General features: G+C 68.7%; 19 protein-coding genes and 1 riboswitch. Of the genes, 4 read left to right on the top strand and 15 right to left on the bottom strand.

The genetic code is table 11. The annotated features are described in order from the left end of the window. Window positions 1–24: 24 nt before the first annotated feature. The 9 genes from KV397_RS01720 to KV397_RS01680 all read right to left on the bottom strand — a co-directional run bounded on the left by KV397_RS01720 (window position 25) and on the right by KV397_RS01680 (window position 11,192). The gene (locus tag KV397_RS01720; protein WP_261812010.1) at window positions 25–2,709 is read right to left on the bottom strand and encodes a glycoside hydrolase family 38 N-terminal domain-containing protein; all 2,685 of its coding nucleotides are present in this window, start codon (window positions 2,707–2,709) and stop codon (window positions 25–27) included. Window positions 2,710–2,752: 43 nt separating this feature from the next. Further along, window positions 2,753–4,009 carry a CehA/McbA family metallohydrolase gene (locus tag KV397_RS01715; protein ID WP_261812009.1) on the bottom strand — a complete coding sequence of 419 codons (1,257 nt, stop codon included), beginning with the start codon at window positions 4,007–4,009 and terminating at the stop codon, window positions 2,753–2,755. Beyond that, window positions 4,009–5,082, bottom strand: coding sequence for an ABC transporter ATP-binding protein (locus KV397_RS01710; RefSeq protein ID WP_131493375.1), 1,074 nt, complete (start codon window positions 5,080–5,082; stop codon window positions 4,009–4,011). Before KV397_RS01710 ends, KV397_RS01715 begins: the two co-directional genes overlap by 1 nt. Beyond that, window positions 5,082–5,936 (bottom strand): carbohydrate ABC transporter permease, encoded by an 855-nt coding sequence (locus KV397_RS01705; protein WP_205802363.1) that lies wholly within the window; start codon window positions 5,934–5,936, stop codon window positions 5,082–5,084. The genes KV397_RS01710 and KV397_RS01705 overlap by 1 nt, the downstream gene beginning before the upstream one ends. Next, a complete protein-coding gene (locus tag KV397_RS01700; protein WP_131493373.1) occupies window positions 5,933–6,877 on the bottom strand; it encodes a carbohydrate ABC transporter permease in 945 nt (314 codons plus the stop codon). Before KV397_RS01700 ends, KV397_RS01705 begins: the two co-directional genes overlap by 4 nt. A 2-nt stretch (window positions 6,878–6,879) precedes the next feature. Next, window positions 6,880–8,289 (bottom strand): sugar ABC transporter substrate-binding protein, encoded by a 1,410-nt coding sequence (locus tag KV397_RS01695; RefSeq protein WP_261812008.1) that lies wholly within the window; start codon window positions 8,287–8,289, stop codon window positions 6,880–6,882. Window positions 8,290–8,350: 61 nt separating this feature from the next. Next, entirely contained in the window at window positions 8,351–9,514 is a 1,164-nt protein-coding gene (locus KV397_RS01690; RefSeq protein ID WP_261812007.1) for a Gfo/Idh/MocA family protein, read from the bottom strand. Beyond that, window positions 9,511–10,419: a sugar phosphate isomerase/epimerase family protein gene (locus tag KV397_RS01685; RefSeq protein WP_227991822.1), complete on the bottom strand. Its 909-nt coding sequence runs from the start codon at window positions 10,417–10,419 to the stop codon at window positions 9,511–9,513. The genes KV397_RS01690 and KV397_RS01685 overlap by 4 nt, the downstream gene beginning before the upstream one ends. Window positions 10,420–10,490: 71 nt before the next feature. Beyond that, complete coding sequence (locus tag KV397_RS01680) at window positions 10,491–11,192, bottom strand: MgtC/SapB family protein (RefSeq protein WP_131493365.1); 702 nt, start codon at window positions 11,190–11,192, stop codon at window positions 10,491–10,493. Window positions 11,193–11,361: 169 nt separating this feature from the next. Here KV397_RS01680 and KV397_RS01675 point away from each other — a divergent pair, with 169 nt between their 5' ends. The 3 genes from KV397_RS01675 to KV397_RS01665 all read left to right on the top strand — a co-directional run bounded on the left by KV397_RS01675 (window position 11,362) and on the right by KV397_RS01665 (window position 13,702). Then, window positions 11,362–12,123 (top strand): GntR family transcriptional regulator, encoded by a 762-nt coding sequence (locus KV397_RS01675; protein WP_131493363.1) that lies wholly within the window; start codon window positions 11,362–11,364, stop codon window positions 12,121–12,123. 88 nt (window positions 12,124–12,211) lie between these two features. Beyond that, window positions 12,212–12,850 (top strand): bifunctional 4-hydroxy-2-oxoglutarate aldolase/2-dehydro-3-deoxy-phosphogluconate aldolase, encoded by a 639-nt coding sequence (locus tag KV397_RS01670; protein ID WP_134352349.1) that lies wholly within the window; start codon window positions 12,212–12,214, stop codon window positions 12,848–12,850. A 99-nt stretch (window positions 12,851–12,949) separates the two neighbouring features. Further along, the gene (locus KV397_RS01665; RefSeq protein WP_047521131.1) at window positions 12,950–13,702 is read left to right on the top strand and encodes a sulfite exporter TauE/SafE family protein; all 753 of its coding nucleotides are present in this window, start codon (window positions 12,950–12,952) and stop codon (window positions 13,700–13,702) included. Between the two features lie 61 nt (window positions 13,703–13,763). Here KV397_RS01665 and KV397_RS01660 read toward each other — a convergent pair whose 3' ends face one another. Both KV397_RS01660 and KV397_RS01655 read right to left on the bottom strand, forming a co-directional pair. After that, window positions 13,764–14,594: an SDR family oxidoreductase gene (locus KV397_RS01660; protein ID WP_261812006.1), complete on the bottom strand. Its 831-nt coding sequence runs from the start codon at window positions 14,592–14,594 to the stop codon at window positions 13,764–13,766. Between the two features lie 40 nt (window positions 14,595–14,634). After that, complete coding sequence (locus tag KV397_RS01655; protein WP_047520971.1) at window positions 14,635–15,393, bottom strand: SDR family NAD(P)-dependent oxidoreductase; 759 nt, start codon at window positions 15,391–15,393, stop codon at window positions 14,635–14,637. 151 nt (window positions 15,394–15,544) lie between these two features. Here KV397_RS01655 and KV397_RS01650 point away from each other — a divergent pair, with 151 nt between their 5' ends. After that, window positions 15,545–16,279: an aminoglycoside 3'-phosphotransferase gene (locus KV397_RS01650; protein WP_261812005.1), complete on the top strand. Its 735-nt coding sequence runs from the start codon at window positions 15,545–15,547 to the stop codon at window positions 16,277–16,279. Window positions 16,280–16,285: 6 nt separating this feature from the next. Here the strand turns inward: KV397_RS01650 and KV397_RS01645 are convergent, their stop codons facing one another. From KV397_RS01645 to KV397_RS01630, 4 genes are all read right to left on the bottom strand, one after another. Continuing rightward, a complete protein-coding gene (locus KV397_RS01645; protein WP_131493352.1) occupies window positions 16,286–17,659 on the bottom strand; it encodes a glutamate decarboxylase in 1,374 nt (457 codons plus the stop codon). An 89-nt stretch (window positions 17,660–17,748) separates the two neighbouring features. After that, complete coding sequence (locus tag KV397_RS01640; RefSeq protein WP_131493351.1) at window positions 17,749–18,528, bottom strand: energy-coupling factor transporter transmembrane component T family protein; 780 nt, start codon at window positions 18,526–18,528, stop codon at window positions 17,749–17,751. Continuing rightward, the gene (locus tag KV397_RS01635; RefSeq protein ID WP_407665294.1) at window positions 18,525–19,982 is read right to left on the bottom strand and encodes an ABC transporter ATP-binding protein; all 1,458 of its coding nucleotides are present in this window, start codon (window positions 19,980–19,982) and stop codon (window positions 18,525–18,527) included. The genes KV397_RS01640 and KV397_RS01635 overlap by 4 nt, the downstream gene beginning before the upstream one ends. Beyond that, entirely contained in the window at window positions 19,979–20,632 is a 654-nt protein-coding gene (locus KV397_RS01630; protein WP_227991824.1) for an ECF transporter S component, read from the bottom strand. Before KV397_RS01630 ends, KV397_RS01635 begins: the two co-directional genes overlap by 4 nt. Then, a riboswitch (TPP riboswitch) is annotated at window positions 20,623–20,734 on the bottom strand. (Overlaps the previous gene by 10 nt.) Window positions 20,735–20,754 lie beyond the last annotated feature (20 nt).

Raw genomic sequence — 20,754 nt, 5'->3', positions numbered from 1 at the left:
ATTAGCACTAATGCGGTGATCTGCTCAGAGCGATCGTCGGATGCTGAGCATCGCGCCCGCGTCCGTGCGCGCGGAGGACGCGTCGAACGCGGCCTCCTGAACCTCACCGGCCAGGTCGACCCGCGTCCAGGACCCCGGCGCCGAGAACGCCACGTCGCGTGCGTCGGACAGGTAGTTCACGAATCGGAGCTCAGCGGCATCACCGACCCGTCGCGCCGACTCCAGCACGACGTCGCCCGAGAGCTCGACCGGGAAGGCTGCCTCGGGCACCGGACCGTCGGTCTCGCCCGAACCGCGGACCACGAGCGGGTCGTGCCGGAAGAGGTCGGCGGCGCGCACGGCCGTCGCATCATCCGCGCCGACCAGGATCGCCAGGTCCGTGTGCACGGCCACTCCGAGGTACTGCGCACCGGGAACGGGGATCTCGGAACCGGCGGGCTCGTCACGCAGCGGATGCACGTTGACGCTCATCATGCCGACGGAGCGGGACAGGGTGACCGCGAGGGCGTCGGATGCGCCCGGAGTCGACACGAGTTCGTACTCCGACAGCTTCTGCACGAGAACCGCGGTCGAACCCGCCGCGGCGAAGCGGTACGCCGGGTAGGTCGGCAACGGGAACTCGCCCCAGCCACCCTCCGCCTCGCGACCACGGACGGTCGTCGCGTACTGTCCGGCGCTCCGAGAGGCGTCGAGCTCCGCACCCCCGACGGGGACGAGCACCCGGAGCCGGTGGTCGGAGGCCGTGTTCACGTAGTCGATGCCGACACGCAGGAAGCCCTCCCCCTCGCGCAGTTCGATCGTGGTCTCGGTCACCAGCGGCACGGTCTCACTCGAACGTGTCCGGTCTTCGGTCAGCCCCACCGGTAGGTCGTAGACCCGACGGATGCGGAGGCGTCCGCGCAGCGGCCCCTCCTCGATCACGGCGACGTCGACGGAGGACGCATTCCTCACCGCGGAGGCCGGATCGACCGGGCCGTAGTTGTAGGAGTCGCCGCAGTCGCCGTCATCGACGAGGGCGAGGGCGCCGTCGATCGAGGAGCCGTCCGCCCCGTCGATGCGCACGGTGCCATCGGCGTTCACGGTCACGGTGAGCGCGGCGTTCGAGAGCGATCCGGTGGTCACCGTGACCGGGTCATCGGAAACCGCCGCCGTCGCCTCGGCCACCGCGGCGAGCGCGAGACCGTCGACGTCCACCGCCAGCAGGGCACGGTGGCGCGCATCGGCGATCGTCTCGACATGCCAGAGGTCGTCGCCGCCGGCATCCGCCGCCACGCGCTCCTCCAGTTCCACGGTGAAAGCCGCCAGGTCCCAGACACCCTCAGGGCTCTCCGCCACCTGGAAGCGGAGCGACTGCTCGCCCCACTCGTACCCGTTGATCTGCTGCCCGAAGAGCTCACGCCCGTGGATGCGGCGGAGGATCTTGGGCAGATCGGCGCTGCGCATCCGCTCGTCGCCGAGCACGGTGGGCAGCGGGTCCAGCAGTTGCACGCCCGCCGGGAGCGCCGCCGCATCCACCCCGTGCAGAGTGACCTCCACCTGCGCACGCCGAGCGAAGCCCGAGGGGTTGAACACGAGGTGCTGCGCAGGCGACACTGCCGCCGACACGTCACGGAGGACGGTGTCGATGACCCCACGGGCGATGTGCCCCGCGGTGTGGATGCGGGTCCCGACCTGCTCAGCCGTCGCGTCGACGCCACAGCCGGTCACGGAGTCGTGCGCCGTGCTCTCCACCAGGCGGTACCAGGCGGTGTCGAAGAAGGAGCGGTGGTCGCGGGATCCGAACATCAGGTCGAGTCGTTCGGCGGCCGTGAGCGCCTGCTCCGAACGTGCCATCTCGCGCTTGAGGTTCGTGCGGATCGAGAACACCCCGGGCAGCAGGTTGCCGCGGGCGTGCGAGCGCATCTCGCCGTGCACCTGCGGAAGAACGGCCAGCGCCGCGGCATCCGTCGCATAGCGCGAGAGGTGCCCGTCGAGGGTCGCGATCGACAGGTGCGGTTCGCGGCCCGTCGCGTCGTAGTCCCGGATGACCTCGGCGAGGTCTTCGGGAGGTGCGGAGTGATCGGTGCCCAGCATCGCGAGCACCGGGTCGTCGCCGTACCAGGACGCGGTGCGGGCGGCGTAGTCGGGGGCGAGCGCGGGGAGCTGACCCGGCAGAGCGAACATGTCGAGCCCGTTGCCGTAGCCGTCGAAGAGGTACTCGCAGCGCACGGCATCGCCGTTCGGGGCGACCCATGCGAACGCGTGCTCAGCGACGTCAGCGGGCACACCCCGCCAGAGCGCGCTGTGACGGATGCCGAACCCGGCCAGGATCTGCGGCATCTGCGCCGCATGGCCGAACATGTCCGGGAGGTAGCCGACCGGCATGGTGCGGCCCAGACGCGCGCTCGCGGCGCGACCGAGCTCGAGGTTGCGGATGATGGTCTCGCCGTCGCAGCCGAACTCGTCGAGCAGGATGAGGAACGGGCCCACACTCAGCTGCTCCCGCTGCACCAGAGCCATGACCCGGTCCCGCATCTCCGGACGCATCTCGAGGTAGTCCTCGATCGCCGCGGCCTGTCCGTCGAGCGTGAACCGGTACTCCGGCTCGGCCTCCAGGATCCCGATCAGCCGGTCGAGCATGTGCACCAGGCGCAGGCGGAAGACATCGTGCGGCTCATACCATTCGCGGTCCCAGTGGGTGTGGGGAACGACGACGATCTCACTGGTCACGGGCGGGGACTCCTGATTCTCTGCGGAAGATGCGTGCGGCCGGTCAGGCGCACAGGGCGGCGATGCTGCGGTCGGGATGCAGCAGGTAGTAGGGGCCGGCGGCCCGATCGGCGGCGAAAGAGGCGAGGTCTCCGTGCACCGAGCGGCGTTCACCGGCACCGTCGACGAGGATCAGACCGTCGGCGTCGACGGCGAGCAGTTCGTCATCGACGCGCAGAAGGACCGGGGCGGTGAAGAGGTCGGGTGCGCTGAGTCCGTCCCGCACGGTGACCCCGCCCATGATCGCGGTCCTCCCCGCAGCGACTCCGGCGAGGATCGCCTCGGGCGAGGCGTCTTCCGCGGCAACCCAGGTGGTCGGCGTACCGGGCCCGATGCCCTGGCTCTGCATGTGGAAGTCGGCACCGCCGAGGAGGACGGCGTCCTTGCCCCAGCGCTCGTGGAACGCGAGCGGCGACGTGGCGATGAGCTCGCGGTACCACGTCGAATGCCAGAGCTCGATGGCACGCGGCAGGCGCGAGAGCGGGTGCAGCCACGAGCAGTCCCCCGAGATCGGGTGGTTCACGCTCAGGACGCCGCCACGGCGCTCGACCTCGTCGACCCATTCCTGCGCGGGGCGGCGGAAGTCGATCCAGCCGATGTCCCCGAAGGCGTTCGCATGACCACGGTGCGTGGTCACCTCCTGGCCGGGCAGCAGCGTGATCGCATGCTGCTCCCCGATCCCGGGGAGATGCGCGTGGTGGCTCGTGGTGTTGTGGTCGGTGACGGCCAGGAAGTCGAGTCCGGCGCTCACCCCGAGTGCCGCCAGGCCGGAGATGCTCTCGCGGCCGTCCGAATGGAGGGTGTGCGCGTGGAAGTCGCCGGCGAACCACCGCAGACCTGCGGAGGCGGGGAGGTTCCTCGAGCTTCCGCGGGGCACCCCCGCCACGGGGGCGACGACCGGGCCGTGGTCGATCGTCGATTCCGCGGGCAGGAGGATCTCGACCATGACGTCGGCGCCACCGGCGCTCAGTCGGTGCACCCCGAGGATCACGTTCCACTCGCCCTCTTCCGGGCGCCCGGGAAGGTACCCCGGGGTGGCGTCGTCCGTGCGGATCACGTACGTGGTCCGCGCGCCGCCGGACCATCCGCGCCACCCTGCCGCCCCCTCGCAGCCGAGGTCGATCACGGCCGCCTCGGTGTCGTAGGAGATGCGCACCTCGAGCGAATCCGTGCCCGAGGGCACGTCGAACGGCACCCGCACGTAGCGATCGGCGTTCTGGATGTCGTGCGTGAGATGGAGGGTGGTGCGGACGGTGCCCATCAGCCGATCCGCTCGGTGCTCTCGGCGTCGAACAGCAGCGCGCGGTTGAGCTGCGGGACGATCCAGCCACGGTCGCCCGCGGCGGGCTCCTGTTCCTCGGGAACGACGACCTGGAGCTTGTGCTCCCCCGCGCTCACGAGCACGAGGCTCGTCGCACCGAGGGTTTCGGTCACGACGACCTCCGCCGCGATTCCGTCCGCGACGGGTTCGGCCGACCAGCGCAGGTACTCGGGACGGATGCCCCAGCTCACGGTCTGCCCATCCCTCACCGCCGCGGCGGCTTCCGGCGGGACCGGGACATCCGCGTCGCCGATGCGGACATGACCGGCCGCGACCGTCGTCTCGAGGAGGTTCATCGGCACGGAGCCGATGAACCCGGCGACGAAGGTGTTGTTCGGACGGTGGAAGATCTCCCGCGGAGAGCCGATCTGCTGGAGCTTCCCCGCCTTCATGACGGCGATCCGATCCGCGAGAGCGAGAGCCTCCGCCTGGTCGTGCGTCACGAACACGGTGGTGACACCGAGGTCGCGCTGCAACTCCTTCAGGAAGGTCCGCGCCTCGAGCCGCAGACGCGCATCGAGGTTCGACAGCGGCTCGTCCAACAGCAGTACATCGGGCCGGGTCGCGACGGCGCGAGCGAGGGCCACGCGCTGCTGCTGGCCACCGGAGAGCTGACCGGGTCGGCGCTCGATCAGGCCGTTGAGCGACAGACCGTTCGCGACGGATTCCGCGGTGGTGCGACGCTCTCCCTTGCCCACTCGGCGGATCCGGAGCGGGTAGGCGATGTTGTCGCCGACGTCCATGTGCGGGAACAGCGCGTAGTCCTGGAACACCATCGCCACGCCGCGCTCACCCGGCTCGGCATTGGTCACGTCCTTCTCGCCGATCGTGAGCTTTCCGGAGGTGATGCTCTCCAGGCCCGCGATCGACCTCAGCAGCGTGGTCTTCCCACACCCGGAAGGACCGAGCAGCGCGAAGAACTCGCCGTCCGCGATCTCGACGTCGACGCTGTCGACGCCGCGCACCCCGCCGGGGTACTCCTTGACGAGTTCGGTTGCAATGATGGCGGCCATCAGGACTTGATCCCTCCGTGGAAGCGGAAACCGTAGCGGCGGTTCACAAAGAAGTAGATGAGAAGGACGGGCACCGAGAACACCAGCGAGAACGCCGAGATCAGTCGGAGATCGGCCTGGCCGCTCTCGGTGTAGAAGGTGTACATGAGCACGGCGGCCGGCTGCATGTCGGGCGTGCGTAGAAGCAGGAACGGCACGAGGAAGTTGCCCCACACCTGCACGATCGTCCAGATCGCGATGAACGCGAGGCCCGGACGGGCGATCGGCACCACGACGTCCTTGAGGATGCGGAAGGGGCCCGCACCGTAGAGCCGTGCCGATTCCTCGTACGACTTCGGGATGGAATCCATGAAGTCCTTGAGGATGAAGATGACCGTCGGGAGGATCCCGCCGGCCAGCACGAGGATGACGCCGACGTGGGTGTTGATCAGCTGCAGCTGATTGATGAGCTGGAAGGTCGGGACCATCGCGGCCGTCCCCGTCACGATGGACGACAGGAGCAGCAGCCCGTAGAGGATGCCGTCGCGCCCTGGGATGCTGATCCGGCTCATCGCGTACGAGGCCAGGGCTCCGAGCACGATCACGAGCGCCATGGTCCCGATGCCGAGGATCAAGGAGTTGAGGATCGACTTCAGGGCGTACGGGTTCTCCGCCAGGCGGGCGAAGTTGTCGAGCGTCCAGTCCGGCCACGACACCGTCAGCGACGGCGTCGCGTCGAACGGAGCCAGGACCAGCCACACCATCGGCAGCGCGAAGAACAGGGACACGAGCACGATCACGATCGTGAAGAGGATCCGCGACACGAAATGGGTCACCGACCGGTCGCGCACGACGGTCTTGATGGTGGTCATCATGAGCGCACCTTCTTCTTCGAGCTCTTCCCTCGCGAGACGCGCGTGTACATCAGCGCGATCACGAGGTTGATGAGGAGCATGATCAACGAGATCGCCGCTCCGAGTCCCAGCTGCCCGCCGGGGATGGCGGTCTGGTAGATGTACACCGACAGGATGTCGGTCTGACCGTTCGGCCCGCCCGCGGTGAGCAGGTAGGGGGTGAAGGTGTTGAAGGTCCACAGCGTGATCAGCAACGTATTGGTCAGCAGGTGCCCCTTGATGTTGGGGAGGATCACATCACGCAGCTGCTGCCACGTGTTGGCCCCGACCATGCGGGCGCTCTCAAGCTGCGACGGCGGGACAGCGCTGATCGCCGAGGAGAACAACTGCATCGAGAACGCCGTCCCGACCCAGATGTTGAAGATGATGATGCACTCCATCGGATGCTCGATGAGCCAGGCCGCCCCCTCTGTCCCGAGAAGGGAGTTCAGAGTGCCCGTGCGCCGGTCGAGGAGCGCGAGCCAGAGGAACGAGGCGACCGATGCGGGGATCACCCAGGCCGCGAGGACGAGCGTCTCGACGAAGGTCTTGACGCCGGCCCGCACGTTGCGCAGCATCCAGGCGAGCGCGAAGCCGAGGACGGTCTGCCCGATGATCCCCGACACCAGCACGAACACCAGCGTCAGCCACAGCGAGTTCCAGAACCGCGGGTCGTTGAGCGCCGTGGAGAAGTTCTCGAGTCCGACGAACTCCGGGTTGGCGGCGGCGAAGCCGGTGAGCCGGTAGTTGGTCATCCCGAGGTAGACGGTCCAGAGCGCCGGGAAGAGGAGGAACAGGCCGATCAGGAGCAGACCGGGCGCCGCGAACAGGGTCGCCCTCGCCCGGCCGAGACCGGCGACATCCTCCGCGCGGCGCCGGCGGGGAGCGGTGACGCTCCCCGCCGGCATCGTTGCTTGCGTCATGGTCACTCGGAGATCGCGTCCGGGCCCACGACGCCTTCGAGACCACGGACGTAGGTCTCCAGGGCGTCATCGACCGACGTCCCGGTGGCGACGTCGAGCGTGGCCTGCTGGAGCAGCACGGACACCTGCGGGTAGGCGGCCAGGCCGGGACGGTAGGCGGTGATCGGCAGGACCTCTTCGCTGACGAACGTCAGCATGGGGTCGGACGACAGGAGCTTCTCGTTCACGTCGTTGCGCGGGGAGATCGAGAGCGTGCCGGCGGCACGCGCCTCGTAGGCTTCCGGCGAGTTCATGAAGGCGAGCAGCTCCCAGGCGAGCGCGGCGTGCTTCGAGTTGGGGTTGAGCACACGCCCGGTACCCCCGGACATCGAGACGTAGTCCTGATCGTTGATGCCGTCGCCCGGCTCGATCGCCGGGATCTTGGCGTACCCGACGGTGGTGTCGCGATCGGCCATCGGCGCCGTGCCCACACCCTCCGCGGGGTTGATCACGGAACGCCAGAAGTAGTCGCCCTCGAGCAGGATGCCGATCTTGCCCTCGGCGAAGAGCTGGAACGAGGTGTCGCGTCCCGACGCCTCCTGCTGGAGGACCGGGTCACCGAGCCCCTCGTCGACGTAGATCGTCTCGTACAGGTCGAGCGTCTTCTCCATGCCGTCGGTGGCACCGATCCACTTGCCGTCCTCGTACACCTGCTCTCCGGTGCCGACCAGCATCGGAAGCAGACCCTGCATCGTCGTCGCCTCGCCCATCGCCGTACCGGCGTTCAGCTGGATCGGGGTGACGCCGTCGAGGTCCTTGAGGTCGCGCGCCGCGTCGAGGATGTCGTCCCAGCTCTCCGGAGCCCAGTCCTCATCGAGCCCCGCCTGGGCGAAGAGGTCCTTGTTGTAGTACAGCACGCGACCGTCGGCGCCCTGCGGGACGCCATAGCGGTCGCCGTCGAACGAGAGGGCGTTCTGCACGGCGTCGGGGATCTGCGCCCAGCCGTCCCAGTCGTCGACCGCCTTGCCGCCGACGTCGGAGAGCGGCTTGATGTATCCGGCCTCGGCGAACTCGCCGACCCAGATGCCGTCCATCCCGATGATGTCGGCGCCCTTGCCGGACTGCAGATCGAGGGCGATCTTGGTCTTGTAGTCCTCATCGTCGACGCCCTGCGGCTGGAACTCGACGGTGACGTCCTTGCCTTCCGCGTCCATGGCCTTCTCGAACTCGGGGATGACCCAGTCCGCGATCCAGTCCGCTTCGGCACTGTTCTTGCCGCCGGTGATGGAGTTGGTGGTGAGGGTGAGGGTGACCGGCCCGGATTCGTCCTCGGTCTCCGGCTCCGATCCACCGGAGCAGCCAGCCAGGACGACCGCACCGACAGTGGTGAGGGCGAACGCCGCAAGCAGGCGGCGCTTTCCGTACGTGACCATTTCTGACCTTTCTGTATCGCTGAACGCCGAGCGGATGCGCTCGGTCGCGGATGTGGGTGAACTACTGCGCGGCTTCGACGCCCAGGTCGAGCGTGACGCCCTTCGAGAGCGCGAGCGCGCGGATCATCCGCTGCCCGACCCGCACGTCGGCCATCGATTCCTCGACGCTCGCCCCGTCGGGACGCTCGCCGCGGACCAGTGCCGCCAGCGCGAACAGTTCGTTCTCGAAAGCCTCTTGCTGCATCCACCGCGACTCGCTCACGCGGATGCCGAGCTCCGGGTGACTCTCCGTCACGCGGAGGACGGTGGGGAGATTGGTCACGTACGGAACACCGAAGAGCAGTTCGACGGTTCCGGTCTCGTGATGGAAGGTGACGGTCTCCTGGTAGTCGGGGTAACCGTCGATGTAGTGCCAATCGAGGGTCCACGGGGTATCGTCACGAGCGAGCGTGCCCCGCAGGTGCACCGATCCCGGCATCTTCGGACCCCAGTGCTGGGCGAAGTCGACATCGCCCAGACCGCCGACGAGCATACGGAGCAGTCCGACGTCGTGGACGATGGAACCCAGCACGACGTTCGTGTAGAGCGTGCGCAGGTCGGTCGGGAGGTCGGCGCCGACGGCCGAGTCCACGATCGTCCCCGTCGCTGCGATCAGCGGGGCGAGCACCTCCGCGGAGACGTCGTGGGTGCGCGCCGCGAGGCGGGCGTACTCCAGTTGCGAGCCGTCCAGCGGGTGCATCACCTGCACGCTGATCGCACGCAGGTCGACGTCGGCGAGGAGGCGCTTCGCGTGCTGCGACGCGAGGTCGTACTCCTTCATGTAGCCGACGCGCACCCAGTCACGCAGGTCGATCCCGGCGTCCACGGCGTAGGCGGCAAGGGCGTCGAGCTCGGCGATCGAGTAGGCGAGGGGCTTCTCGGCGAGCACACGGATGCCGGCCTTCACGAGCCGCAGCGTGTCGCCGGCGTGGGAGCCGGTGGTGGCGAGGATGGCGGCGTCGATCGCGAGCACACCGTCGTCCTTCGCAGCGACGAGGGCATCGACCGACGAGAACCGGCGGTCCGCGGCGACGCCGTAGCGGGCTCCCATGTCGGCGGTGCGCTCGGCGGAGAGATCGACGAGTGCGGCGATCTCGAAGCCCTCCGCGTTCCTGCGCAGCATCGGCAGGTGCACGCTCTGGCTGATCGCCCCCAACCCGATGACGGCGACGCGGGTGACGCTCACGCGAACCACGCCCGCAAGGCGTCACGGTTGGCGACCTGCTCGGCCTTGGCCCGCTCGACCTCAGCGGTCGAGCGCGGCACGACGTCCTGCTCGACGATGAGCCAGCCGCTGTATCCGCTGCCGATGATCTCGTCCACGAGTTCGGTGACGGCGAGATCCCCCTGCCCCAGCGGGACGAAGACGCGCTTCTCCCAGACCGAGCGCATCGGGTCATCGGCCTGCAACGCCTCGTGCAGGATCCGCGTGCGCGCGTCCTTGAGGTGCAGGTGATTGATGCGGTCACGCCACCGGCGGAAGTCGGGCAGCGGGTCGCCGCCCCCGATGAGGAGGTGACCGGAGTCGAAGGTGAGACCGACGTCGGTCGATGCCAGCAGCGCGTCGACCTCTTCGGGCGTCTCGACATACGTGCACGCGTGGTGGTGGAAGGTCGGCTCGAGCCCGCGATCGCGGACACGCGCCGTCGCGATGTTGACGCGATCGGCGAACCGCGCCCAGTCGTCCCCACGGAGCGTGAGTTCGGGAGCGCCACCAGGACGCGCCTTGCGTGCCGCGCTGCCCGAGTCGGCGAGCGTGGGCAGAGGAGCAAGGGGCGGCCCGGTCTCCGCCGCAGCGACGAACACGTCGAGGATGTCATCGAGGTTCGCCATCGCGCGGGCGAAGTCGTCGTCGGCACCGGCGAACGGAAGGTCCACCCATCCGCCCGCGAGTTCGAGGCCGTGGCGCCGCAGGCGATCCGTCAGCTCCGCGCCTCGTCCGAGAAGTCCGACCGGTCCGAGATCGATGCCCTGGTAGCCGGCCTCGCTGATCCAGCGCGCAAGTTCCTCGCCTTCGGGAAGTGCGACGAGGTCCGGGCGTGCGAGCTCGAAGACCCCGTAGCTCACCGGCGCATTCGCGATACGGATCACTCGATTTCCTTTCTCCATTGAACGGTCGGACCGAAGCCCAGTAAAAATGTTAGCAGGTAATTACATATGCATCAATCATCATCGGAGGCTCCCTGGACGGCGACCGAACGCACGCCATCGAGCCGCGCGATCGCGTCGATCAGGTCCGAGCGCTTGTCGGGAGAGGCCTCGACGAACTCGAGGGTCGCGCGCATGTCGGAATCGCCGTGGATCCGGGCCGCTCCGAGAAGGGTGCCCGGCAGACCGCGTCGCTCGGCGGCCGCGAGCGCCTCACGGAGAGCACCCCGATCGGCCTCGTACTGGACGGTGACCCGTAGCCTCTCGGGCTCCGGGCGCAGACGATCGCGCACACGGGAGAGCGGACCGACGGTGAGCAGATGCAGCCCGGTGCCGGCGATCGCCAGGAGAGGCATGTTGGCACCGCAGGCCATGCCGATCGCCGCCACGACCCAGATGGTCGCCGCCGACGTCAGCCCCGACACGGCATTGTTGCGCACGAAGATCACGCCGGCCCCGAGGAACCCGATCCCGGACACGACCTGCGCCGCGATGCGGGAGGGGTCGACGGCCACGTCAGGCCCGAGGACCCCCTCGAATCCGTACGCCGAGATCAGGGTGAAGATGGCGGAACCGATCCCGACGAGGACGTGGGTGCGCAGCCCCGCGCTCTTGAGCTTCCGGGAGCGCTCGACACCGACCGCCACCGAGAGCACGAAGGCCAAGGCGAGGAGACCGAGCTCCACGAACAGGTGCGGATCCCACACGTAGCTCACGCCGACTCCTTCATGTCAGCACAATAACACTTTAAGCATCCTCAGGACTTTTCGCTGCTCAGCGCCGCCCCTCGCCACGCATCGCCGCTCGAAGTTCCCGGAAAGTCGGGTCTGGGGTGGATCGTATGATTGTCGCTACAATATGACTCCCCACAGAAAGCGGAGGACCATGGCCGATCTCGTCACCCCGTGGCCGAACGATCTCTTCGCGGACATCGACCGCACGGGTCCGGTCCCGCTCTACTTCCAGGTCTCCACGCGCCTGCAGAGCGCGATCCAATCCGGAGCGATCCCCGCCGGCGCCCGCCTCGAGAACGAGGTGTCGATCGCCGAGCAGCTGGGCCTCTCCCGACCCACCATCCGACGAGCGATCCAGGAACTCGTCGACAAGGGACTCCTCGTGCGCCGACGGGGCATCGGCACCCAGGTCGTGCAGGGTTCCGTCACCCGCCAGGTCGAACTCACCAGTCTCTTCGAAGACCTGCAGAGCGCCCACCACGAACCGGGCACGCAGGTGCTGACGCACGAGGTGATCCCGGCTTCGGAAGAAGTGGCGACGGCACTCGCCCTGCCCCCCGGTGCGGAGGTCCTCCACCTGCGACGCCGACGGAGCACCGACGGCGTTCCCGTCGCCGTTCTCGAGAACTACCTCCCTCGCGAGTTCGCGGACATCTCCGCCGAACAACTCGAGTCCCGAGGTCTCTATCAGGCTCTCCGCGCCCGAGGCATCGCCATCCGGGTCGCCAAGCAGAAGATCGGCGCACGCCGCGCAGAGGCCGATGAACCAGAACTGCTGGAGATCGAGGCGGGCGGTCCGCTGCTGACCATGGAGCGCATCTCGTTCGACCAGTCAGGCGCTGCGATCGAGCTCGGCCACCACTGCTACCGCCCCGACCTGTATCGCTTCGAGACCACGCTCGTCGCGAAGTAGTCCGGCGCATACGTCCGTCTTCTGGCCGAGTTGTCATTACAGGGGACGCCCGGGAGAATGGAGGGATCCCCCCCCCGCAAGGAGCCTCATGTCCGACCGCCTCGACCGCGCCCGCAGCACCGGCATCCTCGCCGTCCTCCGCGCCCCCTCCCCTGAGCTGGCCCTGGAGGCGTCCGAAGCGATCATCCGCGGTGGCGTGACCGGCATCGAAGTCACCTTCTCGACACCCGATGCGCCGGCGGTGATCCGCGAACTGGTCGCGCGTCACGGCGACGCCGCGTACATCGGTGCCGGCACGGTGACCACCGCGGCCCAGGCCACTCAGGCCGCTGATGCGGGCGCGGAGTTCCTCGTCAGCCCCGGCACCCTGCCCCATCTGACCCGGTCGATGCTCGACACCGGCCGCGTCGTGATGACCGGAGCGATGACCCCCACCGAGGTCATGGGCGCGCTGGAGCTGGGCGTCGACGTCGTCAAGATCTTCCCGGCGTCGCTGGGCGGCCCGTCGTACCTCGGCGCGTTGCGGGGCCCGTTCCCCACCGCACCCCTGATGCCGACCGGCGGCGTGAATCCGGACAACCTCGCTGCGTGGTTCGCGGCCGGCGCTGTCGCCGTCGGTGCGGGCGGAGACCTCGCGAACGGCGCATCGATCGCCGCAGCCGACTGGTCCGACATCGAGCAGCGCGCCGCACGCTTCACCACCGCACTCTCGGCCGCGCGGGGCTGATCGCACCACACACGATGACCGACGCCACCACTGATCTGCTCGCCTCCGCCGCGGCCGGCGATGCGGGTACCGAGCTCGAACGGTGATCGGGCGGCAACGGTGATCGCGCTCGACCCCTGGGCGTGGGCCGCACTCGCCGTGGCCGCGGTGACGATCGGCATCTCCAAGACGGCTCTCCCGGGCGGCAGCATCCTGGCGATCGCGCTGTTCGCGGCCGTCCTGCCCGCACGCACGTCCACGGCCGCGATGCTGCTCCTGCTGATGGTCGGCGACGTGTTCGCGTTGATCGCCTACCGCCGCCACGCCCATTGGCCGACGCTGCTGCGCCTCGCACCGGCCGTCGTCCTCGGGCTCCTTGCCGGATTCGCGTTCCTCGCGCTCGCCGGCGACGGCATCGTCCGCCGGGCGATCGGCGTGATCCTGCTGCTGATGATCGGCGTGACCCTCTGGCGGCGATGGCGGCAAGACCGTGCGCACGCAGCGGTCCCGCCCTCCTCCGGCGGCATCGTGCTCGCCGGTGCCTACGGCACGCTCGGTGGCTTCACCACGATGGTCGCCAACGCCGGCGGCCCCGTGATGTCGATGTACTTCCTGGCCACCCGGACGCCGGTGCAGGTCTTCCTCGGCACCTCCGCCTGGTTCTTCGCGATCATCAACGTGCTCAAGGTGCCGTTCCTCGCCGGTCTCGGCTTGTTCCCCACTCCGGTGCTGCTGATGGATGCCGTCCTCGCGCCGCTCGTGGTGATCGGCGCGCTCCTCGGCCTGCGCGTCGCGCGACGCCTGAACCAGCGCGTGTTCGACCGCCTCGTGATCATCCTCACGATCCTCGGCGCGGCCTACCTCCTGATCTGACCCGGGTCTCCCTATCGGCGAGGCCAAAGCGCCCTGCCCGAATGAGGTGGGGAGGCGGGGGTCAGTCGAGGAAGATGTCCGGGAAGAGCGCGCTGTCGGGAGTGCCGGGGATCGCTGCGTACCCGGAGAAATCGGTCACGCCCTCACCTTCGAGCACATCCTCGACGATGAGCGACTGCCCGGTGTAGGAGCCCGCGGGCTTGAGCAGCACGGCGTAGGCGGCGTCGGCGTAGATGGCGGGCGTGCGGCTCGCGGCCATCACCTTGTCGCCGCCGAGGAGGTTCTGCACGGCGGCCGTGGCGATGGTGGTGCGGGGCCACAGCGTGTTGGCAGCGATGCCGTCGCGCGCGAACTCCGCCGCGAGGCCGAGCGTGGCCAGCGTCATGCCGAACTTCGCGAGCGTGTAGCCGGTGTGCGCGCCGAGCCACTTCGGCGTGGGGTTCAGGGGCGGCGACAGCGAGAGGATGTGCGGGTTCTCGGCATCCTTCAGGATCGGCACCGCCGCGCGGGACAGCATGAACGTGCCGCGCACGTTGACGTCCTGCATCAGGTCGTACTTCTTCGCCTCGAGGTCGAGCGAGCGCGAGAGGTCGATGACGCTGGCGTTGTTGATGACGATGTCGATGCCACCGAACTCGCCCTGCGTCTTCAGGACCGCCTCGGTGATGTCGTCGTCATCGCGGACATCGCCCACGATCGGCAGGGCATTGCCCCCGGCCGCACGGATCTGCTCCGCTGCGGTGTGGATCGTGCCCTCGAGCTTGGGATGCGGGGTGTCGGTCTTCGCGAGCATCGCGATGTTCGCGCCGTCAGCCGCAGCCCGCAGCGCGATCGCGAGGCCGATGCCACGGCTGCCGCCCGACATCAGGATGGTCTTGCCTGCCAGTGTCATGGATTCTCCTGGGTTCTCGATCGCGGTTCAGAGGGCGGGGTCAGCGCGGGGCCATGCGGATCGCGCCGTCGAGGCGGATGGTCTCGCCGTTGAGGTAGCCGTTCTCGACGATCTGCTCCACGAGAGCGGCGTATTCGTCGGGTCGGCCGAGGCGGGCGGGGAACGGCACCTGCTGGCCGAGGGAGTCCTGTGCCTCCTGCGGCAGCCCCATCAGCATCGGCGTCTCCATGATGCCGGGCGCGATCGTGCAGACCCTGATGCCGTGGCGCGCGAGCTCGCGCGCGATCGGAAGGGTCATCGCGTGCACGCCGCCCTTCGACGCCGAGTACGCGGGCTGGCCGATCTGTCCGTCGAAGGCGGCCACGCTCGCGGTGTTGACGATGACGCCGCGTTCGTCGTCGTGGAGCTCGTTCTTGGCGATCACAGCGGATGCCTGCGAGACGACGTTGAACGTGCCGACGAGGTTGATGCGGATCACCCGTTCGAAGTCGGCGAGCACGGCCGGGTTGCCTTCGCGGTCGAGCACCTTGGCCGGCGGCGCGATGCCCGCACAGTTCACCACCACACGCAGCGGCGCGGCGGACTGCGCGGCCGCGACGGCCGCCTGTACCTCCTCGGCGCTCGTGACGTCGGCGGCGACGAACAGTCCGCCGATCTCGTCGGCCACCTCCGCGCCCTTCGACGAAGCGAGGTCGATGATCGTGACGTGGGCGCCCGCGGCGACGAGGCGACGTGCGGTCGCCAGGCCGAGCCCCGAGGCTCCGCCGGTGATGAGTGCACCCTGTCCGCTGATCTGCATCTGATGTTCTCCCTCGAACGTCGTCGTGCGGCTGCTGTGATGGAACGCGGTCCCAGCCTACGTGGTTCTTGGTGTCATCACGAACGGAGGTACGGCGTCGAAAGCGAGCCTACGACATCACTCCTCACGCGCCGTCGGGCAGGATGGATTGATGTCGATCCCCGCCGAAGACGTCGTCGTCCCCGAACACGTCCGCCTGCTCGCCCGGGGAGCCGACCTCGAATGTGTCTGGCGCAACGACTACGGCGGACTCACCTTCCGCGCCACCGGCACCGCAGAGCCGTTCTACATCAAGTGGGGGCCTCGGAACCTCGAGTTCACGTTGAGCGACGAGGCCGAACGGATGAGGTGGGCGTCGGGCTGGATCACTGTGCCGACCGTGCTCGACAGCGGGGCGGACGACACGCACGAGTGGATGATCACTGCCGCCCTCGACGGCCTCAGCGCCGTGGACCCGCGATGGGTCGCAGAGCCCGCGACCGCAGTGCGAGCAGTCGGCGAAGGGCTCCGCGCGATGCATGAAGCCCTCCCCGTGCGGGAGTGCCCCTGGGAGTGGAGCGTGCCTTCGCGCATCGCGAACGCGGAACGACGCGGGATCGCCGTGCCGGAAAGCCTCCGGACCGCTCCCGCGGTCGACCGCCTCGTCGTCAGTCACGGCGATGCCTGCTGCCCCAACACCCTGGTGGGAGACGACGGCCGCTGGCTCGCGCACGTCGACCTGGCTCTGCTGGGCGTGGCCGACCGCTGGGCCGACATCGCCGTCGCCTCCATGAGCACCGAGTGGAACTTCGGCCCCGGGTGGGAGGACGCTCTGATCGAGGCCTACGGAGTCGAACCCGACCGCGAGCGTCTCGCCTTCTATCGCGACCTCTGGAACGCGACCTGAGCGCCCCTAGTGGTGGAACGCCGAGTCGGGGTGATCGGATGGCATCGGCGCGGTGAGGGCGTCGAGGTGGGCGACTTCCGCCGTGATCGCGTCCAGCAGGTCGGCGGCCAGGTCCATGCTCAGCCCGTTGCGCACGACGATCCGCTGCACCGTGATCTGCTCGAGATCCGCGGGCATCGGGTACGCCGGCACGAGCCATCCGCGCATCCGGAGCCGGTCCTGCAGGTGGTACAGCGTCCAGTTCTTCGTATGGCCGTCCTTGAGGCGCCAGGCGAACACCGGGATGTCGCTGCCGTCGTTCCAGAGCTCGAAGGCGTCGAGCCCCGCGATCCCGGCCGACAGGTACTTCGCGACGTCCTGCGACTCCTGCTGCACGGCACGGTAGCCCTCGAACCCCAGCCGGAGGAACAGGTAGTACTGCAACAGCACCTGCGCCCCCGGACGCGAGAAGTTCAGCGCGAACGTGGGCATCTCGCCACCGAGGTAACTGACCTTGAACACGAGATCCTCCGGCAGCCACTTCTCCTCGCGCCAGACCACCCATCCGAGACCCGGGTACACGAGACCGTACTTGTGGCCGGACGTACTGATCGAGTGCACGCGCTCGAGACGGAAGTCCCACACGAGATCGGGTTGCAGGAACGGCGCGATCATCGCCCCGGAGGCACCGTCGACGTGGATGGGGATGTCGAGCCCGGTGTCCTTCTGGATCTCGTCGAGCGCCGCAGCGATCGCCGCCACCGGCTCGTACATCCCGGTATAGGTGACGCCCATGATCGCGACGACGCCGATCGTGTTCTCATCGACGTACGTCGCCAGGTCGTGACCGTCGAGCGTCTTGTGCTCCTCGGAGATGGGGACGTAGCGCGGCTCGACGTCGAAGTAGTTGCAGAACTTCTCCCAGCACACCTGCACGGCGGACGACATCACCAGGTTCGGCGTCGACGTGTCCTTTCCCGCGGCACGTCGCGCCTGCTGCCAGCGACGCTTGAAGGCGAGGCCGCCCAGCATGCACGCCTCGGACGAACCGACCGTCGAGGTACCGATGGCACCCGAGGCGTCCGGCGCGTTCCAGAGGTTCGCCAGCATGTGCCAGCAGTTGTCCTCGATCGCCGCCGTCTGCGGGTACTCGTCCTTGTCGATCATGTTCTTGTCGAAAGACGAGGTGTACACCTGCTTGGCGTCGTCATCCATCCACGTGCTGACGAACGTCGCCAGGTTGAGGCGCGCGTTGCCGTCGAGGATCGTCTCGTCCTCGACGATCTGCCTCGCCGTGGCAGGGAGCGAACCCTGGGGCGGGATCAGATGGCGCGGGGCGACCGACGCCTCCCCCGGGCGCGTGAACATCGGCTCGTAGTCGGAGGAGGGCGAACTGCTCATGCGAGAACCTTTCGGTGGAGGCGTCCTTGCGGCCTTGCCGCCCACCGTAGCGAGATCGCGCCGACGTATCGACCGGTTCGCGACAGACCCTAGCTCCACACGAAGCGGAACGTCCCCACGACGACAGCAGCGGCGAGCGCGAGCGCCATGATCGCGATGCCGCCGACCAGCGCCACCGCATCTCTCGGGTGCAGCCGCGACGGACGCGACCAGGTACGGGGGATGTCCGAGCCGAATCCGCGCGCTTCCATCGCGAGCGCCAGTTTGGAGCCGCGCCTCACGGCGAACACGAGCAGCACGAAGGCCATGGAAAAGAACCGTCGGAGCACGCCCCGGTCCCCCACACCGCGCGCACGACGAGCCAGGCTCATGGTGCGCCAGTCATCCAGGAACAGGCCCAGCATCCGCGTACCGGCCAGGATGCCCAGCACGAAGCGACTCGGGAGCTTGGCGACCTGGGCCAGCGCATCGGCGAGTTCGGTCGGGTCGGTGCCGCCGAAGAGCAGGATCGTGGGCAGCCCGAGCGCGACCACGCGCAGGCTCACCGCGATCGCGAGGGTGATGGAGTCCTCGCTGATCGTCGCGAACCCGAAGGTCCAGTAGATCCGTCCGGCCGGTTCGGCGTACAGCAGCATGCTCACGCCGGCGATCGGCGCGAAGATCATGATCGGGAGCAGCCTCCTCAGGACCGTCGAGGGACGCAGTCCGGTCAGCGGCAGGCACAGCAGCTGCAGGACGATCGCGGCCAGCGCGCTCGTGATGTCGATGGACGCGAACAACGGCACCGACAGCAGCACGGCGAGCACCAGCTTCGTCACCGGGTTCACCCCGTCGAGCCATACCGGCCGTGCGGTCTCGATCGCCGTCACGCTGCCGCCCCCAACTCGATGCGATGACCACCCAGATGTCGGACCACGGCATCGTCGTGCGTCACCGCGATGATCGACCGTCCACGCGTGATCTCCTCCTGCAGGAGCGCGACGAGGGAGATCCATCCACGCCGGTCCTGACCGAACGTCGGCTCGTCGAGCACGATCACTTCCGGTGCACCCGCCAACGCTGTCGCGACGGACAGCCGCCGCTTCTGGCCGCCGGAGAGCGTGAACGGGTTGGCCAGCGCGAGTGGCGCGAGGCCGAGTCGCTCGAGGAGATCGTCGACCACGGCGTCCGTCCTCGCACGGTCCCAGCCGAGCGCGCGCGGCCCGACAGCGAGCTCGTCACGCAGCGTCTGGGTGAGGAACTGGTGCTCCGGCTCCTGGAAGACCATGCCGATGCGCGTGAGCAACTCGCGCGACGTCCACCGGATCGGGCGGGTGCCTTTGCGCCCCGCCAACTCGGGTGCCGACCGCACCTCTCCTGCCTCTTCGGGGATGAGTCCGGCGAGCGTGAGCGCAAGGGTCGATTTGCCCGCCCCGTTGGGCCCGGTGATCACGGTCGCGTTCGCCCGCGGTACGTGCAGGTCGAGTCCCGCCTGCACGACGACGCCCGCTTCCCTCGCAATCGCGAGCCCGGAGGCGGAGAGCGCATCGGCTGCCGTCACCCGCTCCAGCACGGGCAGGTCGACGCCCCGCTCGGGCACCCACACCCCCGCATCGGCGAGCACATCGCCGTGGACCGCGAACACGTGCTCGGGCGGTCCGTCCGCGAGCAGCCCGCCGTCGGCCGCCAGCACGATCACACGCGTCATCAGATCGACCCAGACCGGCGTGCGATGCTCGACGACGATCAGTGTCGCACCCGAGGAGACCACGGCCCGCTCGACGCTCGCCCGCACCTCGCGCACGCCCTCGGGGTCGAGGTTCGCGGTCGGCTCGTCGAGCAGCAGCAGGCCCGGACGCATCGCGAGCACGCCGGCCAGCACCAGTCGCTGCTTCTGGCCGCCCGAGAGCGCCTTCGTGGGACGCTGCGGCGAGACGTCGAGGCCCACGGCGTCGAGAGCCTCCGCGACTCGGTCCGGGATCTCGGATGCCGCGACACCGAGATTCTCGCAGCCGAACGCCACATCATCGCCGACTTTCGACAGCACGATTCCGGCATCGGGGTCCTGGAGGACGAGCCCCACACGACCGTGCCGCGATTCCGGGGACGCGCCGTCGATGCGCAGGGCACCGGTGCGCTCCCCCTCGTCATCGCCGCCCAGGACGCCGGCGAGACCGGCGAGCAGAGTCGACTTGCCCGCGCCCGATGCGCCGAGAAGCAGCACCCGCTCGCCCGGTTCGATCGTGAACGAGACGTCGGCGACGGCGGGGCGCTTTCGACCGGCATACCGCCAGCCCCAGCCCGCAGCCTGCACGCGGGCCGGGGCGGCGAAGCTCACGCTCAGACCTCGCGCACGTGCTCTCGCCCGACGGCGAAGCGGTTGAGTGCGCCGGTGACGGCGAGGGCGCGCACGAGCAGCCACCCGACCACGCCCGCGAGGATCGCGCCCGAGATGACGACGCTGACCAGATAGATGGTGTTGAACTCGAGCGACTTCAGGATGTTCGGCGAGCTGCCGTAGAACAGCTCGAACACCCAGGCGGCGACCGCTGCGCCGACACCCGCGAGCGCGGCGACCACGATGCCGAAACGACGATAGAAGAAGAGCGCGAAGATGATCTCCGCACCGAGGCCCTGCACGATGCCGGACAGTACGGTCGAGACGCCCCACACGTTGCCGATCAGCATCGACACGATCGCCGCGACCAGCTCGACCACCAGCGCGGCGCCCGGCTTGCGGATCACGAGGCCGCCGACGACGCCGCCGAGCAGCCAGATGCCGACGGCGATGCCGCCGAGACCCGGCGTCAGGGCGTCAGCGGCGCCGAACCAGGCGTACCCGATGGTGTTCCAGCCCCAGAAGACGAGGCCGATCGCGACGCCGAGGACGGCGGCGACGACGATGTCGACGACGCGCCAGCGCCAGATCGACGTGGGTCGCAGACCGTTCGCGGCGGATGCCTGCTTCGCGGATGCGGACGTGGACGTACTCATCTGAACTCCTCCCTGCGCTGGCATGACCCAGATCAGGTTCGACGGTCGAAGCGCGATTCGCTCCCTCTCAGCCCGGCTCGCCGGACTCCCGTGGTTGTGCTGATGATCTTACCCGGTGGCGA

Source organism: Microbacterium aurugineum, from assembly GCF_023101205.1.
Lineage (GTDB): Bacteria > Actinomycetota > Actinomycetes > Actinomycetales > Microbacteriaceae > Microbacterium > Microbacterium aurugineum.
This window is presented reverse-complemented; position numbering and strand designations above follow the sequence as displayed.